14 protein-coding genes are annotated in these 19,292 nt (G+C 64.2%); 7 read left to right on the top strand and 7 right to left on the bottom strand.

Annotation, left to right across the window (positions count from 1 at the left end):
- Positions 1-452 precede the first annotated feature (452 nt).
- The 5 genes from KFO72_RS29820 to KFO72_RS29840 all read right to left on the bottom strand — a co-directional run bounded on the left by KFO72_RS29820 (position 453) and on the right by KFO72_RS29840 (position 6,818).
- Positions 453-1,442 (bottom strand): cytochrome d ubiquinol oxidase subunit II, encoded by a 990-nt coding sequence (locus tag KFO72_RS29820; protein ID WP_225033645.1) that lies wholly within the window; start codon positions 1,440-1,442, stop codon positions 453-455.
- Positions 1,443-1,472: 30 nt separating this feature from the next.
- Positions 1,473-2,873, bottom strand: coding sequence for a cytochrome ubiquinol oxidase subunit I (locus KFO72_RS29825; protein ID WP_060608556.1), 1,401 nt, complete (start codon positions 2,871-2,873; stop codon positions 1,473-1,475).
- Complete coding sequence (locus KFO72_RS29830; RefSeq protein ID WP_225033646.1) at positions 2,866-5,223, bottom strand: FdhF/YdeP family oxidoreductase; 2,358 nt, start codon at positions 5,221-5,223, stop codon at positions 2,866-2,868. The genes KFO72_RS29825 and KFO72_RS29830 overlap by 8 nt, the downstream gene beginning before the upstream one ends.
- A 273-nt stretch (positions 5,224-5,496) precedes the next feature.
- Positions 5,497-5,847, bottom strand: coding sequence for a hypothetical protein (locus KFO72_RS29835; protein WP_225033647.1), 351 nt, complete (start codon positions 5,845-5,847; stop codon positions 5,497-5,499).
- Positions 5,844-6,818, bottom strand: a complete 975-nt coding sequence (locus KFO72_RS29840) for a LysR family transcriptional regulator (protein ID WP_060608549.1) — start codon at positions 6,816-6,818, stop codon at positions 5,844-5,846. The genes KFO72_RS29835 and KFO72_RS29840 overlap by 4 nt, the downstream gene beginning before the upstream one ends.
- Before the next feature lie 589 nt (positions 6,819-7,407).
- Between KFO72_RS29840 and KFO72_RS29845 the strand changes: the two genes are divergently transcribed.
- The 3 genes from KFO72_RS29845 (at position 7,408) to KFO72_RS29855 (ending at position 12,114) form a co-directional block, all read left to right on the top strand.
- A complete protein-coding gene (locus KFO72_RS29845; RefSeq protein WP_062918196.1) occupies positions 7,408-8,049 on the top strand; it encodes an HD domain-containing protein in 642 nt (213 codons plus the stop codon).
- 43 nt (positions 8,050-8,092) lie between these two features.
- Positions 8,093-9,838, top strand: coding sequence for an FAD-dependent oxidoreductase (locus tag KFO72_RS29850; RefSeq protein ID WP_060608546.1), 1,746 nt, complete (start codon positions 8,093-8,095; stop codon positions 9,836-9,838).
- A gap of 410 nt (positions 9,839-10,248) precedes the next feature.
- Positions 10,249-12,114: an ATP-binding protein gene (locus KFO72_RS29855; RefSeq protein WP_225033648.1), complete on the top strand. Its 1,866-nt coding sequence runs from the start codon at positions 10,249-10,251 to the stop codon at positions 12,112-12,114.
- A 33-nt stretch (positions 12,115-12,147) separates the two neighbouring features.
- On the opposite strand, the gene KFO72_RS29860 is transcribed toward KFO72_RS29855, so the two are convergent.
- Positions 12,148-13,068 carry a LysR family transcriptional regulator gene (locus KFO72_RS29860; RefSeq protein WP_054932423.1) on the bottom strand — a complete coding sequence of 307 codons (921 nt, stop codon included), beginning with the start codon at positions 13,066-13,068 and terminating at the stop codon, positions 12,148-12,150.
- A gap of 235 nt (positions 13,069-13,303) precedes the next feature.
- Here KFO72_RS29860 and KFO72_RS29865 point away from each other — a divergent pair, with 235 nt between their 5' ends.
- From KFO72_RS29865 to KFO72_RS29880, 4 genes are all read left to right on the top strand, one after another.
- Positions 13,304-15,499, top strand: a complete 2,196-nt coding sequence (locus KFO72_RS29865) for an FUSC family protein (protein WP_225033649.1) — start codon at positions 13,304-13,306, stop codon at positions 15,497-15,499.
- Positions 15,496-16,986 carry an efflux transporter outer membrane subunit gene (locus tag KFO72_RS29870; RefSeq protein ID WP_225033650.1) on the top strand — a complete coding sequence of 497 codons (1,491 nt, stop codon included), beginning with the start codon at positions 15,496-15,498 and terminating at the stop codon, positions 16,984-16,986. The genes KFO72_RS29865 and KFO72_RS29870 overlap by 4 nt, the downstream gene beginning before the upstream one ends.
- Positions 16,976-17,176, top strand: coding sequence for a DUF1656 domain-containing protein (locus KFO72_RS29875; protein ID WP_007579001.1), 201 nt, complete (start codon positions 16,976-16,978; stop codon positions 17,174-17,176). Before KFO72_RS29870 ends, KFO72_RS29875 begins: the two co-directional genes overlap by 11 nt.
- 64 nt (positions 17,177-17,240) lie before the next feature.
- Entirely contained in the window at positions 17,241-18,212 is a 972-nt protein-coding gene (locus KFO72_RS29880; protein ID WP_225033651.1) for an HlyD family secretion protein, read from the top strand.
- Between the two features lie 35 nt (positions 18,213-18,247).
- Here the strand turns inward: KFO72_RS29880 and KFO72_RS29885 are convergent, their stop codons facing one another.
- A complete protein-coding gene (locus tag KFO72_RS29885; protein ID WP_176055377.1) occupies positions 18,248-19,162 on the bottom strand; it encodes an AraC family transcriptional regulator in 915 nt (304 codons plus the stop codon).
- Between the last annotated feature and the right edge of the window lie 130 nt (positions 19,163-19,292).

Consider the following 19,292-nt stretch of genomic DNA (forward strand, 5'->3'; position numbering starts at 1 on the left):
AAGTGTCCAGGAATACTTGACCACTACATGCCGCCCCGCACAGGGGCGACGCGTGGAGTGAGCTAACAATTCGCGGATGCCAGCGAAAGCAAATACCAAAACACCAAACAACGATGCATGTTGCAGCGGCAAAGAAAAGTAAGTTCCGTCCCGCACAGGGGCGCCGCGTGAAGCGCGCTAACAAAACGCGGATGCCAGCGAAATCAAATGCGAAAACACCAAACAACGACGCATGTTGCGGCGGCAAAGAAAAGTAGGCGCCCCCCGCAGGGGGCAACGCATAAAGCAAGATAACGCATCGCGGCTGCCAGCGAAAAAGCGAAACACGCCGACCGGCGACCCAATGCCCGACCTACGCGGCAAGCGCCGCATCTTCAACCGTCTGGGGTGATCGACATCACGGCTCCAGGACGCCCGGAAACGCGGCCACATCATCGCCTACCCAAGTCTAATCACTCCCCCGCATGCGCTTCGCCGACCACCTTGCCACGGAAGATGTAGTACTGGTACAGGTTGTACCCGATCATCACGGGAAAGATCAGTCCGATACCAGCAAGCATGAACGCGAGCGTATGCGAATCGGAAGCGGCCTCCACGATCCCCAGCTTGCCTGGCAGGAAGTCCGGGAACAGACTCACCGCAAGGCCGGCGAACGACACGATGAACAGCGTCACCGCACCGCGAAACGGCCCGCGCGACGCGCCCATGTACAGCGACGCCATGATGAACGCGAAGGCGAGCGCCGCGGCAAGGCCGAGCGCGATCAGCACATGCATGACGCCGGGCTGCGACCAGCGCTCGAGGCCCACATCGCTGAAGAACCATGTCGCGATGGTCAGCAGCAACGCGGCGGCGACCGTCAGCACCGCGCTCAGCAGCGCGAGGCGGCGCGACCATTGCTCGATCATGCCCACCGTCTTCTTGACCAGATACGTCGCGCCCAGCAGCGCATAGCCCGCCACCACGCCGATGGCCGCCACGACGACGAACCCCTGGCTCATCTCGCCCGGCACGAGTCCCGTGACGATCTTGCCGAGCACGACGCCTTGCGCGAGCGCGGCGACCAGGCTGCCGACGCCGAACACCTTGTCCCACAGCGGACCGTGCTCGACACTGTGACGGAATTCGATCGCCGCGCCGCGCATGATGAGCCCGGCAATCAGCGCCATGATGGGCAGATAGAGATCCTGCATCAGCTGCGCGTACGCAAGCGGAAACGCGCCGAACAGACCGCCGCCGAGCACGACCAGCCAGGTTTCGTTCGCGTCCCAGACGTGACCGATCGACTCGACCATCACGTCGCGGTCTTCGCGCCGCGAGCGCAGCAGACTGAGAATGCCGACGCCTAGATCGAAGCCGTCCGTCACGACGTAAAAGACCAGCATCAGGCCGAGCAGGCCGAACCACACGTAGGCCAGCAACGAATGTGTAGAGCTATCCATGAGGCAACCTCTTGAGGGGAGTACGCGGCATCAATAGCCGGAAATGGATTTCGTCGACGCGGCGCGCGCCGTGACGATCGCGGGCGGCACGCTGGTCAGGTCGGGGCCCGTGCGCAGCCAGCGGCGCGCGAGGACGAAGAACGTGACGAGCAGCACGACATAGAACGCGAAGAACATCGCCATGCTCAGCGAGACCGAGGAGGGCGCCACCGTGGATGCCGCCTGGCTCGTGCGCAGCAGCCCATACACGACCCACGGCTGACGTCCCACTTCGCGCACGATCCAGCCGGCTTCGACGGCAACGTAAGGCAGCGGAATGCACAGCACCCAGGCGAGCAGCAGCTTGCGGCGCGCGAGCAGCGCATCGAGGCTGCCGCGTGCCTTGCGCAGCGCGTAGACGGTCCAGAACGCCAGCAGCATGAAGCAGAAGCCGATGCCCGCCATCACGCGGAACGCGTAGTAGAGCAGGGGGATCATCGGCGGCTGGTCTTCGGGCTTGAAGTCGGTCAAGCCCTTCACCTGACCATGCAGCGAGTGCGTGCCGAGCACGCTCAGCATGCCGGGCACTTCCAGCGACCAGTCATTGCGCTGCGCCTGCTTGTCGGGCCACGCGAGCAGCGACCACGACGCGCCCGTGCCCGGCGCATTGGTGTGCCAGTGGCCTTCGATCGCCGCGCCCTTCGCGGGCTGCGTCTCGAACACACTGACGCCGCTCGAATCGCCGAGCCACACTTGCAGCGGCGCGGCGATCACGAGCACGGTAAGCGCGATCTTGAACGAGCGCGCGAAGAACTCGGGGTGGCGCTTGCGGAACAGGTTGTACGCGGAAATGCCCGCGATCACGAACATGCCCGTTTCGATGGCCGCAACCCACATGTGCGACACGCCCCACACCATGTCGGGATTGAAGATCGCGGCCAGATAGTTCGTCACCTCGATCTTGCCGTCGACCACGGCATATCCCGCCGGCGTCTGCATCCACGAGTTGGCGACCATGATCCAGAACGCCGAGATGCTGGAGCCGAGCGCGACCATGCCCGTCGCGAACAGGTGCACGCCGCGCGGCACGCGTCCCCAGCCGAGCAGCATCACGCCGACGAAACCCGCTTCGAGCATGAACGCCATCGCGCCTTCGAAGCCGAGAATGTTGCCGATGAACTGACCGCTGTACTGCGAGAAGCCTGCCCAGTTGGTGCCGAACTGAAACTCCATCGGAATGCCGCTGACCACGCCCACCGCGAAGTTCAGCACCAGCAGCTTGCTCCAGAAGCGGGCCTGACGGTAGTACATGACGTCGCCCGTTTTGATCCACAGTGCTTCGACGAGCACGAGGAAAGCGGACAGGCTGATGGTCAGGATCGGCCACAGAATATGGAAGATGGCCGTCATCGCGAACTGCGCGCGCGACAGGTTGGCAACGTGATCAAGCATGGCTGTTCTCCTCAGCGTGCGACGCGGCCTGCATGACGATGGCGCGCGTTGCGGAGTCGGGGCCGACGGCGGCGGCGCGCCCGATCTTCACGGGCACCGACTTGTACGACGGCGTGCGGCTTTGCGGATCGAACGCGTAGAGCGGCACGAGCGGATTCACCTCGGGGTAGTACGCACCGCAGCATCCGTCGGGCAGCGAATACTCGACCACCTTGAAGCTGCGGATCATGCGTTCGATGCCGTCGGTGGAGAGCGCGACGATATCGACGCGCTCGCCCGGATGCAGCCCGCGTTTGTGCAGTTCGTGCTGGTTCATGAACACCACGTCGCGCTGGCCGAACACGCCGCGATAGCGGTCCGAGTGCGAATAGAGGGTGGTGTTGTACTGGTCGTGGCTGCGCATGGTGGTGAGCCACAGCGCGTCGGGATCGTCGTGCCAGGGGTTCTCGTCGAGCCCTTTGAAGACGAGGAAATTCGCGCGGCCCGTCGGCGTGTCCCACACGCGTTCGCGCGCGTTCGACGTGAGATGGAAGCCGCCCGGCACGCGGATGCGTTCGTTGTAGGCCTGGAAAATCGGGAACACGATTTCGATCGCATCGCGAATATGGTCGTAGTTCGCGACCATCTGCTCCCAGGGCACGCGCGACTTCTCGCCGAGCGTCGCGCGCGCAATGCCCGCGACGATAGCCGGCTCGCTCATCAGGTGCGGCGACGCGGGCTCGTTGCGGCCGGCCGACGCGTGCACCATCGACATCGAATCTTCGACGGTGATCGACTGCGGGCCGCCCGCCTGAATGTCGATTTCCGTGCGGCCGAGGCACGGCAGAATCAACGCTTCCTTGCCATGCACGAGATGGCTGCGATTCAGCTTGGTCGCGATGTGCACGGTCAGGTTGAGCTTGCGGATCGCTTCCTGCATGCGTACCCAGTCGGGAATCGCGGCCGCGAAATTGCCGCCGAGTCCGATGAACACTTTTGCGTCGCCGCGCATCATCGCTTCGAGCGTCGCGATCACGTCGTTGCCGTGGTTGGCCGGCGGGCGAAAACCGAAGGCGCGCTCGATGCCTTCAATCAAGCCCTTGTTCGGTTTTTCGGTGATGCCGACCGTGCGGTTGCCTTGCACGTTCGAATGTCCGCGCACCGGGCAGATGCCCGCGCCTTCGCGGCCGACGTTGCCGCGCAGCAGCGCGAGATTGGCGATCTGCTGGACGTTCTCCGTGCCGCGATGGTGCTGCGTAATGCCCATGCCGTACACGAGAATCGCATTGTCGGCCTGCATGTAGATGTTCGCCGCGTTCTCGATATCGGCGCGCGACAGACCCGAATGCCGTTCGATCGCATCCCAGGATGTTGCGCGCAGATCGTCGAGCAGCGCATCGATGCCGTGCGTATGGCCCTGGATGAATTCGATGTCGAGGATGCGCGGTTTGTCGGCGGCGAGCGCGGCGTCGTCGGCTTCGACGATGGCCTTCATCATCCCCTTGAGCACGGCGACGTCGCCGCCTACCTTGACCTGATACAGGAACGTGCTGATCGGCGTGTAGCCGAGCGTCGCCATTTCAACGGGGTTCTGCGGCGACGCGAAGCGCTCCAGCGCGCGTTCGCGGAACGGATTGAAGGATACGATCTTCGCGCCGCGGCGCGACGCCGAATGCAGGTCGCTCATCATCCGCGGGCTGTTGGTGCCGGGGTTCTGCCCGAAGATGAAGATCGCGTCGGCGTGTTCGAAGTCTTCGAGCAGCACCGTGCCTTTGCCGACGCCGATCGATTGCGGCAAGCCGACGCTGGTCGCTTCGTGGCACATGTTCGAGCAGTCGGGAAAGTTGTTGCTGCCGAATTCGCGGACGAACAACTGGTAGAGAAACGCCGCTTCGTTCGACGCACGGCCCGACGTATAGAAATCGGCCTGATCGGGATGGTCGAGCGCGTTCAGATGGCGGCCCACCAGCGCGAACGCATCGTCCCAGCTGATGGGCGCATAGCGGTCCGTGCTGGCGTCATAGACCATCGGATGCGTGAGGCGGCCGGCCATTTCGAGGTCGTAGTCGTCCCATGCGGTGAGCTCGGACACGCTGTGCGCGGCGAAGAACTCTGGCGTGCAGCGGTTCACGGTCGCTTCCCATGCGACGGCCTTTGCGCCGTTCTCGCAGAACTCGAACGACGAGGTGTGCTTCGGGTCGGGCCATGCGCAGCCCGGACAATCGAAGCCTTGCGGCTGGTTCATATGCAGCAGCGTCTTTGCGCCGGAGACGGGGATGCCCTGAAGCGTCAGCGCTTCACCCGTTGCCTTGAGCGCGCCCCAACCGCCTGCGGGGTCGCTGTAAATACGGATCACCTTTTTTTTGCCCATTTCCGTTTCCTGTCGAGTCGAATCAGTGTCATCGAACGAATGATCGGGTCACGGAAACAAGGCGTCTTGCCTGTTTGCCCGCTGGTTTTATTTCCACACGGAGTTGCCTGACTGATTACCGCGCGTTCAGGTCTGCGAGCGAATCGTTCGATGCCCTGTTTTAGCCGTCAGCGGATGAAGAAGCCGCCATCGCCATTCATCACGACAAAAAAAAGCGGGCGATTTGTCTGACACAAATCGCCCGCTTTTTTAAGCACGAACCTGAACTGCAGGTTACGTCCAGTACTTGTAATCGGTCACGCTGCGCTGATACCCACCCATGCCGCGATGTGTGTGCCGCTCGCGCGCGGGCTCGCCGAAACTGCCGAGCTTTTGCATCGCAGGCCGCGCTCGCGCGGGCACATGCTCCTTCCACGGCGACGAAACATCCGTCGCCGATACGGGCGTTGGCTTGCCTGCTTCGGCGGCCAGACGTTCAAGCGGCAATTGCGCATTCGCGCCGACCACGAGAATCGCCTGCATCACGCCCGGTGCCTGATACGCACAGGTCGCAGCCAACGCAACGCTACATGCGGCAATCGCATAGCTGGGCCGGAAGAAAGGAAAGGCGATGGTGCGCATCATGCATTCTCCATTACGCGCGCTACATGGCTAAAGGTTTGAGGTTGGTGCCCGGTTAAGACGCGGGTGTCGAGCGCCTCTTTCAGATGCGACGTCATGAAGTCGATGAAGGTCTTGATCTTCGCGTCGATATGATGCCGGCTTGAATAAACGGCGAAAACGCTCGTATTTTGAAGGCGCGATTCGGGGAATAACTGAAGCAGCCTGCCATTGCGGAGGTCGTCGATTACGCAATGCACCGGCAATGCCGCGACGCCCGCGCCCGCCAGCGTGGCAATGCGGGTCGCCTCGGTGTCGTTGATCGCGAACTGACGGGCGCCCTCCGGACCCGTCGACTGTCCCGCCGGCTTCACGAGGCTGAGCTTCACAGGATGGCCGTTCGGCTCGACGCGGAACGGCATCGGCGTCAGCGCGTGTTCGTCGAGATCGTTTGCGGTTTCGACCCGATGCGTCTGAAGAAAAGCGGGGGACGCGACCAGCACGCGCTCGCAGTGACCGATCAGCTTGCAGACGTTGCGCGAATCGGGCAACGCCGGCGCGGCGACGATCGACACATCCACGTCGTCTTCGAGCAGGTTCGCCATGCGCGGCAGAAACTTCACCTGCACCGCGACGCTCGGAAAGCGCTTGCGATACTCCAGAATGGAATGCGTCAGTTGCGCAAGGCCGAGGTCGGTCACGCAGTGAATCCGCAGCGTGCCGCGCGCGCTGGTGTGCGCGTCGCCCGCCTCGGCTTCGGCGTCCTCCAGGTCGGCGAGAATCTTCTTGCACTTCCGGTAGTAGCGCTCGCCCGGTTCCGTCAGCGAAACCTTGCGCGTCGTACGTTGCAGCAGCCGTGCGTGCAAGTGGTCTTCGAGCGACGACACGGCGCGCGACACACTGCCCGTGCTGCAGTTCATGTGGTCTGCCACCGCGCTGAAACTGCCCGACTCGACGACGCGCGAGAAAATGCGCATGCTCAAGATCTTGTCCATGGAACCGTTCACCTCGTGCTGTCTGATCCGTTTTGTCTTTGTGCGGAATACGTTCTTTTGCCGCTTGAGACAAAGATAGACCGGGGCGACGGAATGAACCATCGTACGTTGGGACGTCTGCTTAATCCAAGTAGTCAGGGCTTCATACGTTCGTATAGGGCGGCGCGCGCGATTCGCTGCGGCCAGACCATCCGTTGCGCGGAGATCGATCAATCCATCCGCGCTGCAATCCGGCATTGCGCTGGACGCAATCAAAACCGCGTGACATGACGTGTAGACTTCGTGCGTCTCGTCAAGCGGCGGCGCTTCAGGAAATTTAAAGGCGCGAAATCGCGCGCGACGCCTCCGCCCGCATGGCCAGCAGCCATGTGTTCAGTGCAAACGCGATGTGTTTCGCGGCGCGCACCGCGCGATGCCGGGGGCATTGCAGGCGCTTAAAACGGGGAAGTCCGGCGTTGACACATACGGATTTCACCGCGCGTATTCAGGTTTTTTAATGCTTCGACAAAGTATTCTTCACTCCGCATTGCTACGCTGCACGGTGCATTGGAGCACATGGCCGGGCATCATCCGGCGCGGAGGAGTCAACATGAACAAGAACGTGGCCGGCGTCGACATTCCCGACGGCGTGCTGGCTCGCGCGGCTTTCGAGCATGTTCGCGGCATCGAGCCCGAGCTGTTGTTGCATCACGCGTTGCGCGTGTTTCTGTTCGCTGCGTTGATAGGCTGCAAGGAAGCGCTCGCGTTCGACATGGAACTGCTGTACGTGAGCGCGCTTTTTCACAACGCCGGGCTGAACGGGCGGTACGCCCATTCGCCGAACCGCTTCGAGATCGACAGCGCGAACGCGGCGCGCGAGTTTCTGCGTTGTCATCGCGCCGACGAATCCGCGACGGCGCAAGTGTGGACCGCGATCGCGCTGCATACCACGCCCGGCATTCCCGAACACATGCCGCCCCTCGTCGCGCTGCTCAGCGCCGGCGTGCAAATGGACGTGCGCGGCGCGCGCTATCACGAGTTCATCGCGCAGCAGCGCAATGACATCGTGCAGGCGTTTCCGCGCGAACGCGGCTTCAAGACGAAGCTGATCGAGGCGTACGCGCGCGGCATGGAGCATCGGCCTGAAACGACGTTCGGCACGGTCAACGCGGACGTGCTCGACAGATGGGACCCGGACTATCGGCGTCTGAATTTTTGCGGGCTGGTGCTGGGGTCGGAGTGGCCTCACTAGCGGCCGCTCGCGTCAACATATCCAGTCAAGGCAAAGCAAAGTCATGAATACCCCGGCGATCAACCCTCCCGACCTTCTGTCCGCCCAGCCCGATGCGGGTGCGCCGGATCTGGCGATGCCGTATTCGTCGCTGGAGTTCCGGCAGCATCAGATGTTTCCGCGCTTGTCCGCTGCGCAGATTGCGAGCCTGCGCCGCTTCGCGCAGCCGATGTCGTTCAGGGCGGGCGAGCTGATCTTCGAGACCGGGCGCATCGCGCTGGGGCTTTTCGTGCTGTTGCACGGGCGCGTGCGAATCAGCTCACGCGACAGCTTCGGCCGCTCGACGCTCGTGACGGAGCACGACGACGGCCATTTCATGGCCGAGATGGCGCAGTTGTCAGGCAAGCCCGCGCTGATCGACGGCGTTGCGCTGACCGATTGCGACACGCTGGTGGTGTCGCCCGACAAGCTGCGTGCCTTGATCGTCGCCGATGCGCAACTCGGCGAGCACATCATGCGGGCGTTGATCCTGCGGCGGCTGGGGCTGATCGAGCAGGGGCTCGGGCCGATCATCGTCGGCAATGGCGACGATGCGCGCCTCGTCCGCTTGCAGGGTTTCCTGCGCCGCAATGCCTACCCCGCGACGGTGATCGACGCGCGTCACGACGCCGAGGCCGCCACGCTTCTGGCGGGGATCACCACAGGCCCGGACGATTTCCCTTTGGTGTTCTGCCCGAACGGCTCCGTGCTGCGCGCACCCGACGAAGCGCAACTGGCGTCGTGCCTCGGCCTCGTGCCGACCTTCGAGCGCTCGCATGTGTATGACGTCGCGATCGTCGGCGCGGGTCCGGCGGGACTCGCTGCCGCCGTGTATGCGGCCACGGAGGGCCTGTCGGTTGCCGTGTTCGACCAACGCGCGCCGGGCGGACAGGCGGGCGCGAGTTCGCGGATCGAGAACTACCTCGGCTTTCCGACGGGCATCTCGGGCCAGGCGCTCGCCGCGCGCGCGTTCCAGCAGGCGCTGAAGTTCGGCGCGCATCTGGCGATTCCCGGCAAGGTCACGTGCGTCGACAGCGAAGACGGCATTCATGGTCTGACGCTGCTCGACGGGCAGCGCGTCAACGCCCGCACGGTGGTGGTCGCGAGCGGCGCGGCGTATCGCAAGCCGGGCATTGCGGGCTTCGATCGCTTCGAAGGAAGCGGCATCTACTACTGGGCGTCTCCCATCGAGGCCAAACTGGTCAAGGGGCAGGACATCGTGCTGATCGGCGGCGGCAATTCCGCGGGCCAGGCCACCGTGTTTCTCGCCAACTTCGCGCGCAGCATCCGCGTGCTGATTCGCGGCGCGGACCTGAATGCGAGCATGTCGAAGTATCTGATCGACCGCATCGGCTCGTTGCCGAACGTGTCGTTGTGCACGCGCTGCACGCTGCAAGCGCTCGAAGGCGACGAGGCGGGATTGACGCATGTCCGCGTGCGGCGCGAAGACGAGGGCGACGAGACGATCGAAACGCGTCACCTGTTCCTTTTCATCGGTGCCGATCCGAAGACCGACTGGCTCATGTCGAGCGGTGTCGAACTGGATAGCCACGGTTTCGTCGTGACGGGCTTCGCGCGGCGCTCGCAAACGCCAGGTGGCTCAGGCATTCACTATCCGCTCGAAACCAGCTTGCCCGGCATGTTCGCGGTCGGCGACGTACGCTCCGAATCGACCAAGCGCGTGGCGTCCGCCGTGGGCGATGGCGCGGCCGTCGTGAGCCAGATTCATGCTTATCTCGCGCATTGCCACGCGGCTGCGCAGAACAGTTAACCACGACTGGCGGCCGCGATTCGACGCACGCGCTGTGCCCTGGTGCATGTCGCAGTGCGCGTGACGTCGGGCGATATCGCGCCTGCGGCCGCGATCCAGTTGCACGACACCCATCTCTGCGTTGGATAAGCCAGCGCAGCGCGCGCCGCGCATCGCCAGCACGCCTTCGCTTCGATGCGAACCTCATACGGGACCTTCGCAATGGATGCCCTTGCAACGACTTCAAATTTTTTGAACGGATCGTTCGGATTTTTCCACCCATGCATCTGCCGCGCCGTTCTAGACTGCCAAGCACATCAACCGGTATGCAGCATGCTTCGCATCGTGCCTTGCTCTATCCGAGCCTTTCGATTCCGATTCAACGGCACGTGCCGTGAAGCGTTGCGTGCGCGTGCCTGCGCGATCCGCTCATGACCCGCGTCGGACCGCTCGACATCGATCTCACGCGCCGTGAAGCACGCGTCGACGGCATGACCGTGCGCATCGGGAATCGTGCGTTCGACATACTCGAACTGCTGATCGAGGCGCAGGGCGGCCTGGTGTCGAAGGAGACGATTCTGGAGCGCGTATGGCCGGACTCGGTAGTCGGCGACAACAACCTTCAGGTGCACATGTCGGCGCTGCGCAAGCTGCTCGGCGACAGCCGCGACCTGATCAAGACGATAGCGGGGCGCGGCTATCGGCTGGTCGGTTCTGGCGCCTGCGTACAGCACGAAGCAGGCGCGTCTTTGCACGACGCGCCTCACGGGCTCGTGCAAAGCGCGGTGCCGAACAATCTGCCTGCGTGCGGCTCCGAGCTGGTTGGCCGCGACGAAGCGACTGCGCATGTCAGTACCGTGCTGCGCAACGCGCGTCACGTGACGCTGGTCGGTTCGGGCGGCATCGGCAAGACGCGCGTTGCGATCGAGGTCGCGCGCCGCTTGCTGGAGCACGCGCCGGGCGGGGTCTACTTCGTGTCGCTGGGTTCCGCATCCGACATGAGCTGCGTGCTGGCGATGATGGCATCGGTGATCGGCGTGCCGCCCGAAAGCGGGTGTTCGACGCGCGAGCGCATCGTCGAGGCGATTGGCGGGCGGCGCATGCTGATCGTGCTCGACGGCTGCGAGCATGTGATCGACGGGGCGGCGCAACTCGCGAACCATCTGCTGAACGCATGCCCGCACTTGCGCGTGCTGTCGACGAGCCGCGAGCCGTTGCGTATTCCGTCTGAGACGTTGTACTGGGTGCCCGCGCTCGACGTGCCCGAGCCGAACGACGATACGCCGCGCGTGCGCCGCTGCAGCGCCGTGAGCCTGTTCCTGATTCGCGCCCGCGCGATCGACGCGCGCTTCGCCACCGACGACGCGAGCCTTCACGTGACGGGCATGGTGTGCCGGCGGCTCGACGGCATTCCGCTGGCGATCGAACTGGCAGCGGCCCGCGCCGCGCTGCTCGGCATCGACACGCTGGCCGCGCATCTCGACGACCGCTTCGGCATGTTGACGGGCGGCACGCGCACCGCGTTGCCGCGCCATCAGACGCTGAAGGCGACGCTCGACTGGAGCCACGCGCTGCTCGACGAAGCCGAACGCAAGACCTTGCGCCGCGTCGGCATTTTCGCGGACCGTTTTCCGCTCGAGGCGGCCGTGGCGGTCGCGAGCGATCACGAAACGCGCGAACTGGACGTGGTCGCGGCGATGGCGGCGCTGGTTGAGAAATCGCTGGTGGTCGCGAGCACCGGGCCGGGCATCGCGTCATTCCGGCTGCTCGAAACGACCCGCATGTACGCGCGGCAGAAGCTCGACGACAACGGCGAGCGCCGTGTCGTCGCGCTGAATCATGCGCGCTATCTGTCCACGGTAATCGACAGCAACGCGCGCGCAGCAGGTCAATGCGGTGGCGAACGCTGGCGCAGCGGGATGCCCGCGCTGCTCGACGAGGTTCGCGCGGCACTCGGCTGGGTGCTGTCCGAGGACGGCGACGCAGCGTTACGCGAAACGCTGCCCGCCAATGCCGTCTTTCTGTTCTACGAGTTGTCGCTGATCGACGAGTGCTGCACATGGGCGCGGCGTGCGCTTGCTGCCATTGCGCCTGCGGACGAATCCGCGCATGCGCTGCCGCGCCAGCGCGCGCGGCTGCGGCTTCTCGCGGCGCTGGGTGCGGCGCTCGTGCGGGTTCGCGGGCCCAACCCGGAAACCCATGCGATCTGGAACGAAGTGCTCGCGTCGGCGATCGCGTCGGGCGACCGGCCGCATGCGGATGCGGGAAGCAGATTGATCAGCGCCACGCCGTTGTGAAACTACGCCTGGCGCCCTGCGTCACTCGTCACGTCAACTCATGGCCACGAGCCGATGCGCGACATCGTCGATCAGGTCAGGGCGATCGAGCTGATCGACCCACCAGCGCAATGCCTTGCCGGCTTCGTCGTCGCGCCATGCGAGATAGAAGTGCGTAACCGAACGCATCCCCGACACTTCCTTGCGCACCAGTTGCCCGCGATTCAACGGCCCCGCGGCGATACATTCGGGCACCGTGCCGATGCCGAGGCCGCGAATCTGCGCGGCGAGCTTGGTTTCGAGCGTCGGCACCGTCAGCACTTCCTGATTGGCGGCGAGCGCAATGGTGCGCGGCGTGAGCTTGCGTGACGTGTCGCTGATCGCGACCGCGCGGTGACGCGCGACAGCATCCATCGTCAAGGGCTCGGCAGCCGAGGCGAGGGGATGACCCGGCGCCATCACGAACGCGTGCTGCAACGATCCGATCGGCTTCGCAACGAGGTTCGCGATGGGCGGCGGCTCGCCCGCCGCGCCGACGACGAGATCCGCGCGGCGTGTGATCAGCGCGTCCCATGTGCCGCCGAGCGTTTCTTTCGACAGCAGCAGCCGGGTGCCGAGATTGAGCTTGTAGAACTCGGTGACGTGAGGCCAGATGAGATCGAACGGAATGATTTCGTCGATGGCGACGCGCAGTTCCGATTCCCAGCCATGCTCGATCCGCTTCGCTTTTAGTTCGAGCTCGCGTGCGGCTTCGAGCAGACGCCGGCCTTCTTCGACGATCACGCGGCCCGCATGCGTGAGCTTCGCGCGGCGGCCCGTGCGCTCGAACAGCTTCACGCCGAGATCGACTTCCAGCTTCTGAACCAGATAGGTCAACGACGAGGGGACCTTGTGCAGCTCTTCTGCTGCGGCTGCGAACGTGCCCGTGCGGTCGATGGCATCGAGCGCCTGGAGGACTTCAAAAGAGAGGTTCATGAACGGCGTCGCGAGGAATGTGTGAATGCGTTATCGCTCATAGCATGAAGGCGCGTTCGCATTCGCGCAACACGAGAATTTCATGGCGGGTCCATTGCAATCATCAGCGTGCGATTCGGCAATCGACGTGACCCTGTTTCACGCAAAATCAAAGCCTTCACCGTACGCGTATTGCGCGCCTTTTTTCGAAGGCAACGCCCATACCGTACCGACCCGGCAAGACACGGACATCCCTATGAACTTCGATGCAGGCGTCGCGGCGTGGCCGCGATGGCGTGACGAACTCAGGCAATACTGGAGCGACGATTATCCGCGCTTCAGGCATGTCGCCAAGGTCGCGATTGCCGCGACGCTCGCGATGGGCTTGTGCATGCGTCTCGAACTGCGCGGGCCCGGCACGGCAATGGTGTCGTGCATCGTCGTGATGATGTTCCAGCAAAGCGGCATGGTGATAGCACGCGGCTTCTATCGCGGTCTCGGCATGGTGTGCGGCAGTCTCGCCGGGCTCGTGCTGGTGTCGCTGTTCTCGCAGGCGTCGTGGCTCTTTCTGCTCGCGCTGGCTGCGTGGATCGGCGTGTGCGTGTTCGGCTCGTCGTACTTCCGCAACTTCCAGTCATACGGTTTTCTGCTGACGGGCTATGCGACCGCGATCACGTCGCTGCCCACGTTGTCGAATCCGTATGGCGTGTTCGACAACATCGTCTACACGATCAGCGAAGTGGTGATCGGCGTCACATGCGCGAGTCTGGTCAGCGCACTGATTCTGCCGCGCCGCGTGGCGCCCGATCTGTACGCGGCAAGCAGGAACAATCTCGGTCATCTGTTCGCAGCCATTCACACGCTGCCCGGCGCGACGCTGCCGCAGGACGGCTTCGGCACGATGCTCGATCTGCTGCGCGAGCGCGCGAACGTGCAAAGCCTGCGCGTCGGCGCTGTGTTCGAAGACCCGTCGATCCGCCTGCAAAATCATGCATTCATCAAGCTCGATACCAGCTTTGTCGATACGCTCGCCTCGGCGCACGCGCTGCACCAGGTGATCGCGCGGGCCTCCGCCGAAGCCGGCTCGCGCACGATGCGCGCCGCCCATGAACTGATTGGCTCGCTGCTCGCGATCGTGCCTGCGGGTCTTGCGCCGGATGCGTCGCCGGAGTTGCAGGTCGATGCGCTGTCGGCCCCGCTTGCCGGGTTCGAGCGCTCGTTGCAAGGTCGAGTCGACGCCGCGCTAAAAGCGCTGGAAGACGTGCCCGCGTGCGAACGTGTCTTCATCGACATGACGGGCGCGGCGCTGCACGGCTTCGCCGGCAATCTGCGCGAGCTATGCCGCGGTTTCGTGGATGCGCGCCGCGCCGATCAACGCCCCTGGGCGCAATCGGTGCTGCGGCTGATCACGCATATCGACAGCACGCGGGCCACGTCCAATCGCGCGGCGGCCATCCTCGACGGTATGCGCGCGGCGGCGGCCGTGCTGTCGGTGGGCGCGATGTGGCTGGCGTCGGGCTGGGTGGGCGGATCGAGCGCGCTGGTTTCCGTCGCGATCGTCAGCGCGCTGTTCACGCTCGCGCCCGATCCCGTTGTCGCGAGCTGGCAGATGTTTTGCGGCTGCCTTGCGGGTGCGATCGCGGGCTTCTTCATCGCGTTCTTTGTGTTCCCGCTGTTCGACTGCTTTCCATTGCTCGCTGCGTGCATGGCATTCCCGATCGTCGTGAGCAGTTACCTGAACACGTTTCCGAAAACCGCCACGTTGGGTCTCGGCTTCGGTGTGTTCTTCTGCTACACGGTCAATATCGCGAATCCTGTTATGTACCATCCTGCAGAGTTTCTCGATACGGCTTTTGGTCTGTCGCTCGGCATCGCGGCCGCGGCCGTCGCGTTCTCGACCATCGTGCCGCTGGCGGGCGACTGGATTTCACGACAATACCTGAAGCAGATCCGCTCGCTCGTCACCAGGTCCACGCGCGACGACGACCTGGAAGACCTCTCGCATCGTTTCGAGTCTGGCATGCGCGGCTTCATCATGCGGATCGCGTCAGCGCCTGCGGGGGAGCGTGTGGACCAGACGCGTCTCGTCGCGTCGGCGTTCGCGGCGCTGGAAGTCGGGCGCGCGATGATCGTGATACGCCAGGACACCGCGCGCATGGCCGCGCATCTGCCGAACGACTGGCTCACGCTGCAACACGCGTGGCTCGACGCGTTGGCCGAGGTATTCTCCATCGCCACTCCAGCGGCGCGAGACCGCGCGATGAATGCGACGCAGCAGGCGAGGCGGGCGTTGCCGTGCATCGAACCCGGCGACTTCGACTACGCCACGGCAGATGCGCAGAGCGTGAAGCGGATACGCCGGCTCATGTACTTCACCGAACTGATGTTGAAGGACGACACGCTGCCGTTGTGGCAGACATCGGCAGCGGCTGCCATCGGAGCGTCGGCATGAAGCAGCGTGTCTCGTTCACGAACCGTGCTTGCCGCGCGCTATCGACGGCGGCGCTGTGTGTGATGCTTTGCTCGTGCATCAATAGCGGGGGCATTCGTCCACACGAAACGGAATTGAATCCGGCGTCGCTCGATCCCGGCAACGCGATCCGCACGACACGCCAGGACGCCGCCTGGCCCGCTGGCGACTGGTGGCGCCAATGGAACGATCCGCAACTCGACAGGCTCGTCGAGGACGCGACGGCGGGCAATCCGGGCCTGAAGGAAGCGCAGGCGCGGATCGACAACGCCCGGTTCCAGGCCCAGGTCGCAGGCGCGGCCGAGTTGCCGCAAGTCAACGTGTCGGGCAACTTCGAGCGCGAGCGCTTCGCCCGTTATACGACGCCGGCGCCGCCGGGCGGAACGACCGTGTGGGACAACAGCGCAACGGCGGGTCTTTCGTACGACCTGGACTTGTGGGGCAAGAACCGCGCGATCCGTGAAGGCGCGCTCGATGCCGTGCAGGCCTCGGTAGCCGACGACCGCTTCGCCGTAGTCGAACTGCAGACGGCCGTGGTGCGCGCCTACGTGCAGCTCGCGCTGCAATACGCGCTGCTCGACGCTGACCGGGCCGTGCAGCAGGAAGAACAGCACACGCTCGATATCGCGAAGGCCCGCTTCGAAGCGGGCATCGGCAGCCGTCTCGACGTGTCGCAGGCGACGACGCAAGCGGCCATGAGCGTGACGAAGGTTCAGCAGACGCAGCAGCAACTCGCGTTGAGCCGCATCGATATCGCCGCGCTCGCGGGCAAGGGCGCCGGTTACGGCGACACGCTGAAACGCCCGGCGCTCGCGCTGAATGTGCCCGTCGCGTTGCCCGCGTCGTTGCCCGTCGATCTGATCGGCCATCGGCCCGACATCGTCGCGCAGCGCTGGCGCGTGCTCGCCACCGAAAAAGGCATGGCGGCCGCGCATGCCGCTTTCTACCCGAACATCGATTTGCTTGCTACAGCGTCGCTGGGGTCGGCCGCGACCTTCGGCGGATTCTTCAACCTGTTGAGCAGCAACGGCGCGGGCCATAGCCTGGGCGCGGCCATTTCGCTGCCGATCTTCGACGGCGGGCGGCTGCGCGGCGAGTACGGCGTGGCCGTGTCGGACCGCGACGCCGCCGTCGATGCGTACAACGCGGCCATCGTCGATGCGATGCGCGGCGTCGCGGCGCAGGTGACGTCGCTGCACGCGCTGGAAGAGCAACAGACGTCGACGCAAAGCACGCTCGATGCGGCGCGCGACGCCTACCGGCTCGCGGAGTCGGGCTATCGCAACGGCATCACGGAGTTTCTGAATGTGCTCGCGGCGCAGAACGCGCAGCAGGAGCAGGAAGAGCGGCTCGCCGGCGTTGAGGCCAAACGGCTCGACGCGTGGGCGTTGCTGATGAAAGAACTGGGCGGCGGTTTCGCCGCGACGGCAGCCGACCGCGCTGCCATGGAGCCTGACAATGCCCGCTGAGATTGAATTCTGTTCGTTCCTCGTGCCGTATCTGCTGCCCGTGCTGATCGGTTGCGTCGTGGTTTTCGTGATGCTCGATCTGCTGTTCGCGCGGCTCGGTGTCTATCGGTATGCATGGCATCCGGGGCTGTTCCGGGTTGCGCTGTTCGCCGCGATGTTCAGCGGCGTCTCCTTGCTGGTGCGTGGATAACGCGGCGATGAACCATGAACCACGCGCCTTGCCGACCTGAAACCGCTCGCAACAACACAACAACATGACGATCAAACCGCAATCCTTCCTGCGCGCGTTCTTCACGGTGACGATCCTGCTGATCGCGGTGGTGCTGGTGCGCCTGCTATGGATCAGCTACATGTACTCGCCGTGGACGCGCGACGGCCGCGTGCGTGCCGACGTGATCGACGTGGCGACCGACGTGTCGGGGCTCGTCAGCGAAGTGTGGGTGAAAGACAACCAGTTCGTGCATCGCGGCGACGTGCTGTTCGTGCTCGACCCGTATCGCTTCAACTACGCCGTCGCGCAGGCGGATGCCGACATCGCGCGGGCCCAGGCCGAGATGGCGCGTGCGAAGGCGCAGATGTCGGAAGGCGCGTCGCGCGACCAGATGAAGCGCGAGCAGGCCGCGCGCCGCGCGAACCTCGCGGGCGACGTGATCTCCGATGAAACCCGCGAAGATGCCGCGTCGGCCGCGAACCAGTCGGATGCCGCCTATCGCGCCGACATCGCTGCCTATAGCGCGGCCGAGGCGCAATATAAAGCCGCCGTCGTCGAACAGCAGACGGCGCAGCTCAATCTGACGCGCAGCGTGGTAAGAGCGCCCGCCGACGGTTATATCACCAACCTGAACCTGTGGCCGGGCGACTATGCGACGGCGGGCGCGGCGAGAATGGCGCTGATCGACGCGCACTCGTTCTGGGTCTACGGCTATTTCGAGGAAACGAAGATTCCGCAAGTGCATGTCGGCGACCGCGCCGTAGTGCGCCTGCTGTCGGGCGGCGTCGACATTCAGGGGCATGTGGACAGCCTGTCGAGCGGCATCGCCGATCGCGACAACCCCACCAGCGGCAACGACCTGCTGGCCAATGTGAACCCGATCTTCACGTGGGTGCGGCTTGCGCAGCGGGTGCCCGTGCGCGTGCATCTCGACAGCGTGCCGGCGGGGATGCACCTCGCGGCGGGCATGACCTGCACGGTCACCTTGCTGCCCGGCAAGCGGGCGCCGTCCTGAGTGCTGTCCCGGCCATCGTCCCGAGGGGCGGCGATCTAACGCCCGGCCGCGCGCCGCCAGGCGCCCGGCGACGTGCCCGTCGCCTTCAGGAACAGGCGGTTCAGATGGCTCTGGTCCGCGAAGCCGCAAAAGCTCGCGATTTCAGTGAGCGTCATGCTGGTGGCTTCGATCAGTTGCCGCGCTTCGCCGATGCGTTGTTCGAGCAGCCATTGATGCGGCGTGCGCCCGGTGGCGCGGGAGAACGCCCGGATGAAATAGCCGCGCGACAGGTTGCATTCGCTGGCGACATCGGCGATGGACGCGCCTTGCCGCGACCGCTCGATCAGCAGTTCTTTGGCACGCGCTTCGTGCGCATGAGACAGCGCGCCTTTCGCGCGCGGCCGGCGATCGCGCAGATTGCCGTAGCGTCGCGCGAGGTGCGTGCCGACGATCACGCCCATCTGCTCGGCGAACAGCGAGTCGACCGCGCCGTAGTGAGCGAGATTACTGTCGAGCGCACGCGCAAGATGGCCGAGCACGGGGTCTTTCTGTTCGAGCGCGCAGGTCAATCCGTCGATGCCGGGGCCGCCGTGCTCGTCGCCAAGCCGTGTGAAAAAGCGGCGCGATAATTCGACCAGCACGAAATCGAAATTACCGTATAGATCCGCGCGATAATCTTCTGAGAAATCACGGATATAAATCGAATCCGCTTCAAACCGTTTGGTGACGAGTCGCTCGCCGTTAAAAATATTCCGCCGGTGCCCGCTGTTCAGCGATATGCCGACCAGAAATCCCCGGTCGCATGCCGGCATGGCAATGCGATCCAGATGCGCTTCATCCATGCACTTGCGATAGAAACGGATATCGCCAATGTCTAATTCAATGTCCTTGCGCAATTTGCCCGACACGCATCCAAGCGCGTCCTTCGGCTTGGGCGGCGCGGCCGCTGCGGGATGTGTGTGAGTCGACATGGAGCAACGTCCTCTATTCATGCATGGCCTGCGAAACATAATTCGGCCAGTTTACACGGAAGTGACTGACAATAAATATTCAAAAACAGGCTGGCAGCCTTAATGGCTTTATCGCGGATGGATTCGCGCC

Source organism: Paraburkholderia sp. XV (assembly GCF_020177535.1).
Lineage (GTDB): Bacteria > Pseudomonadota > Gammaproteobacteria > Burkholderiales > Burkholderiaceae > Paraburkholderia > Paraburkholderia caribensis.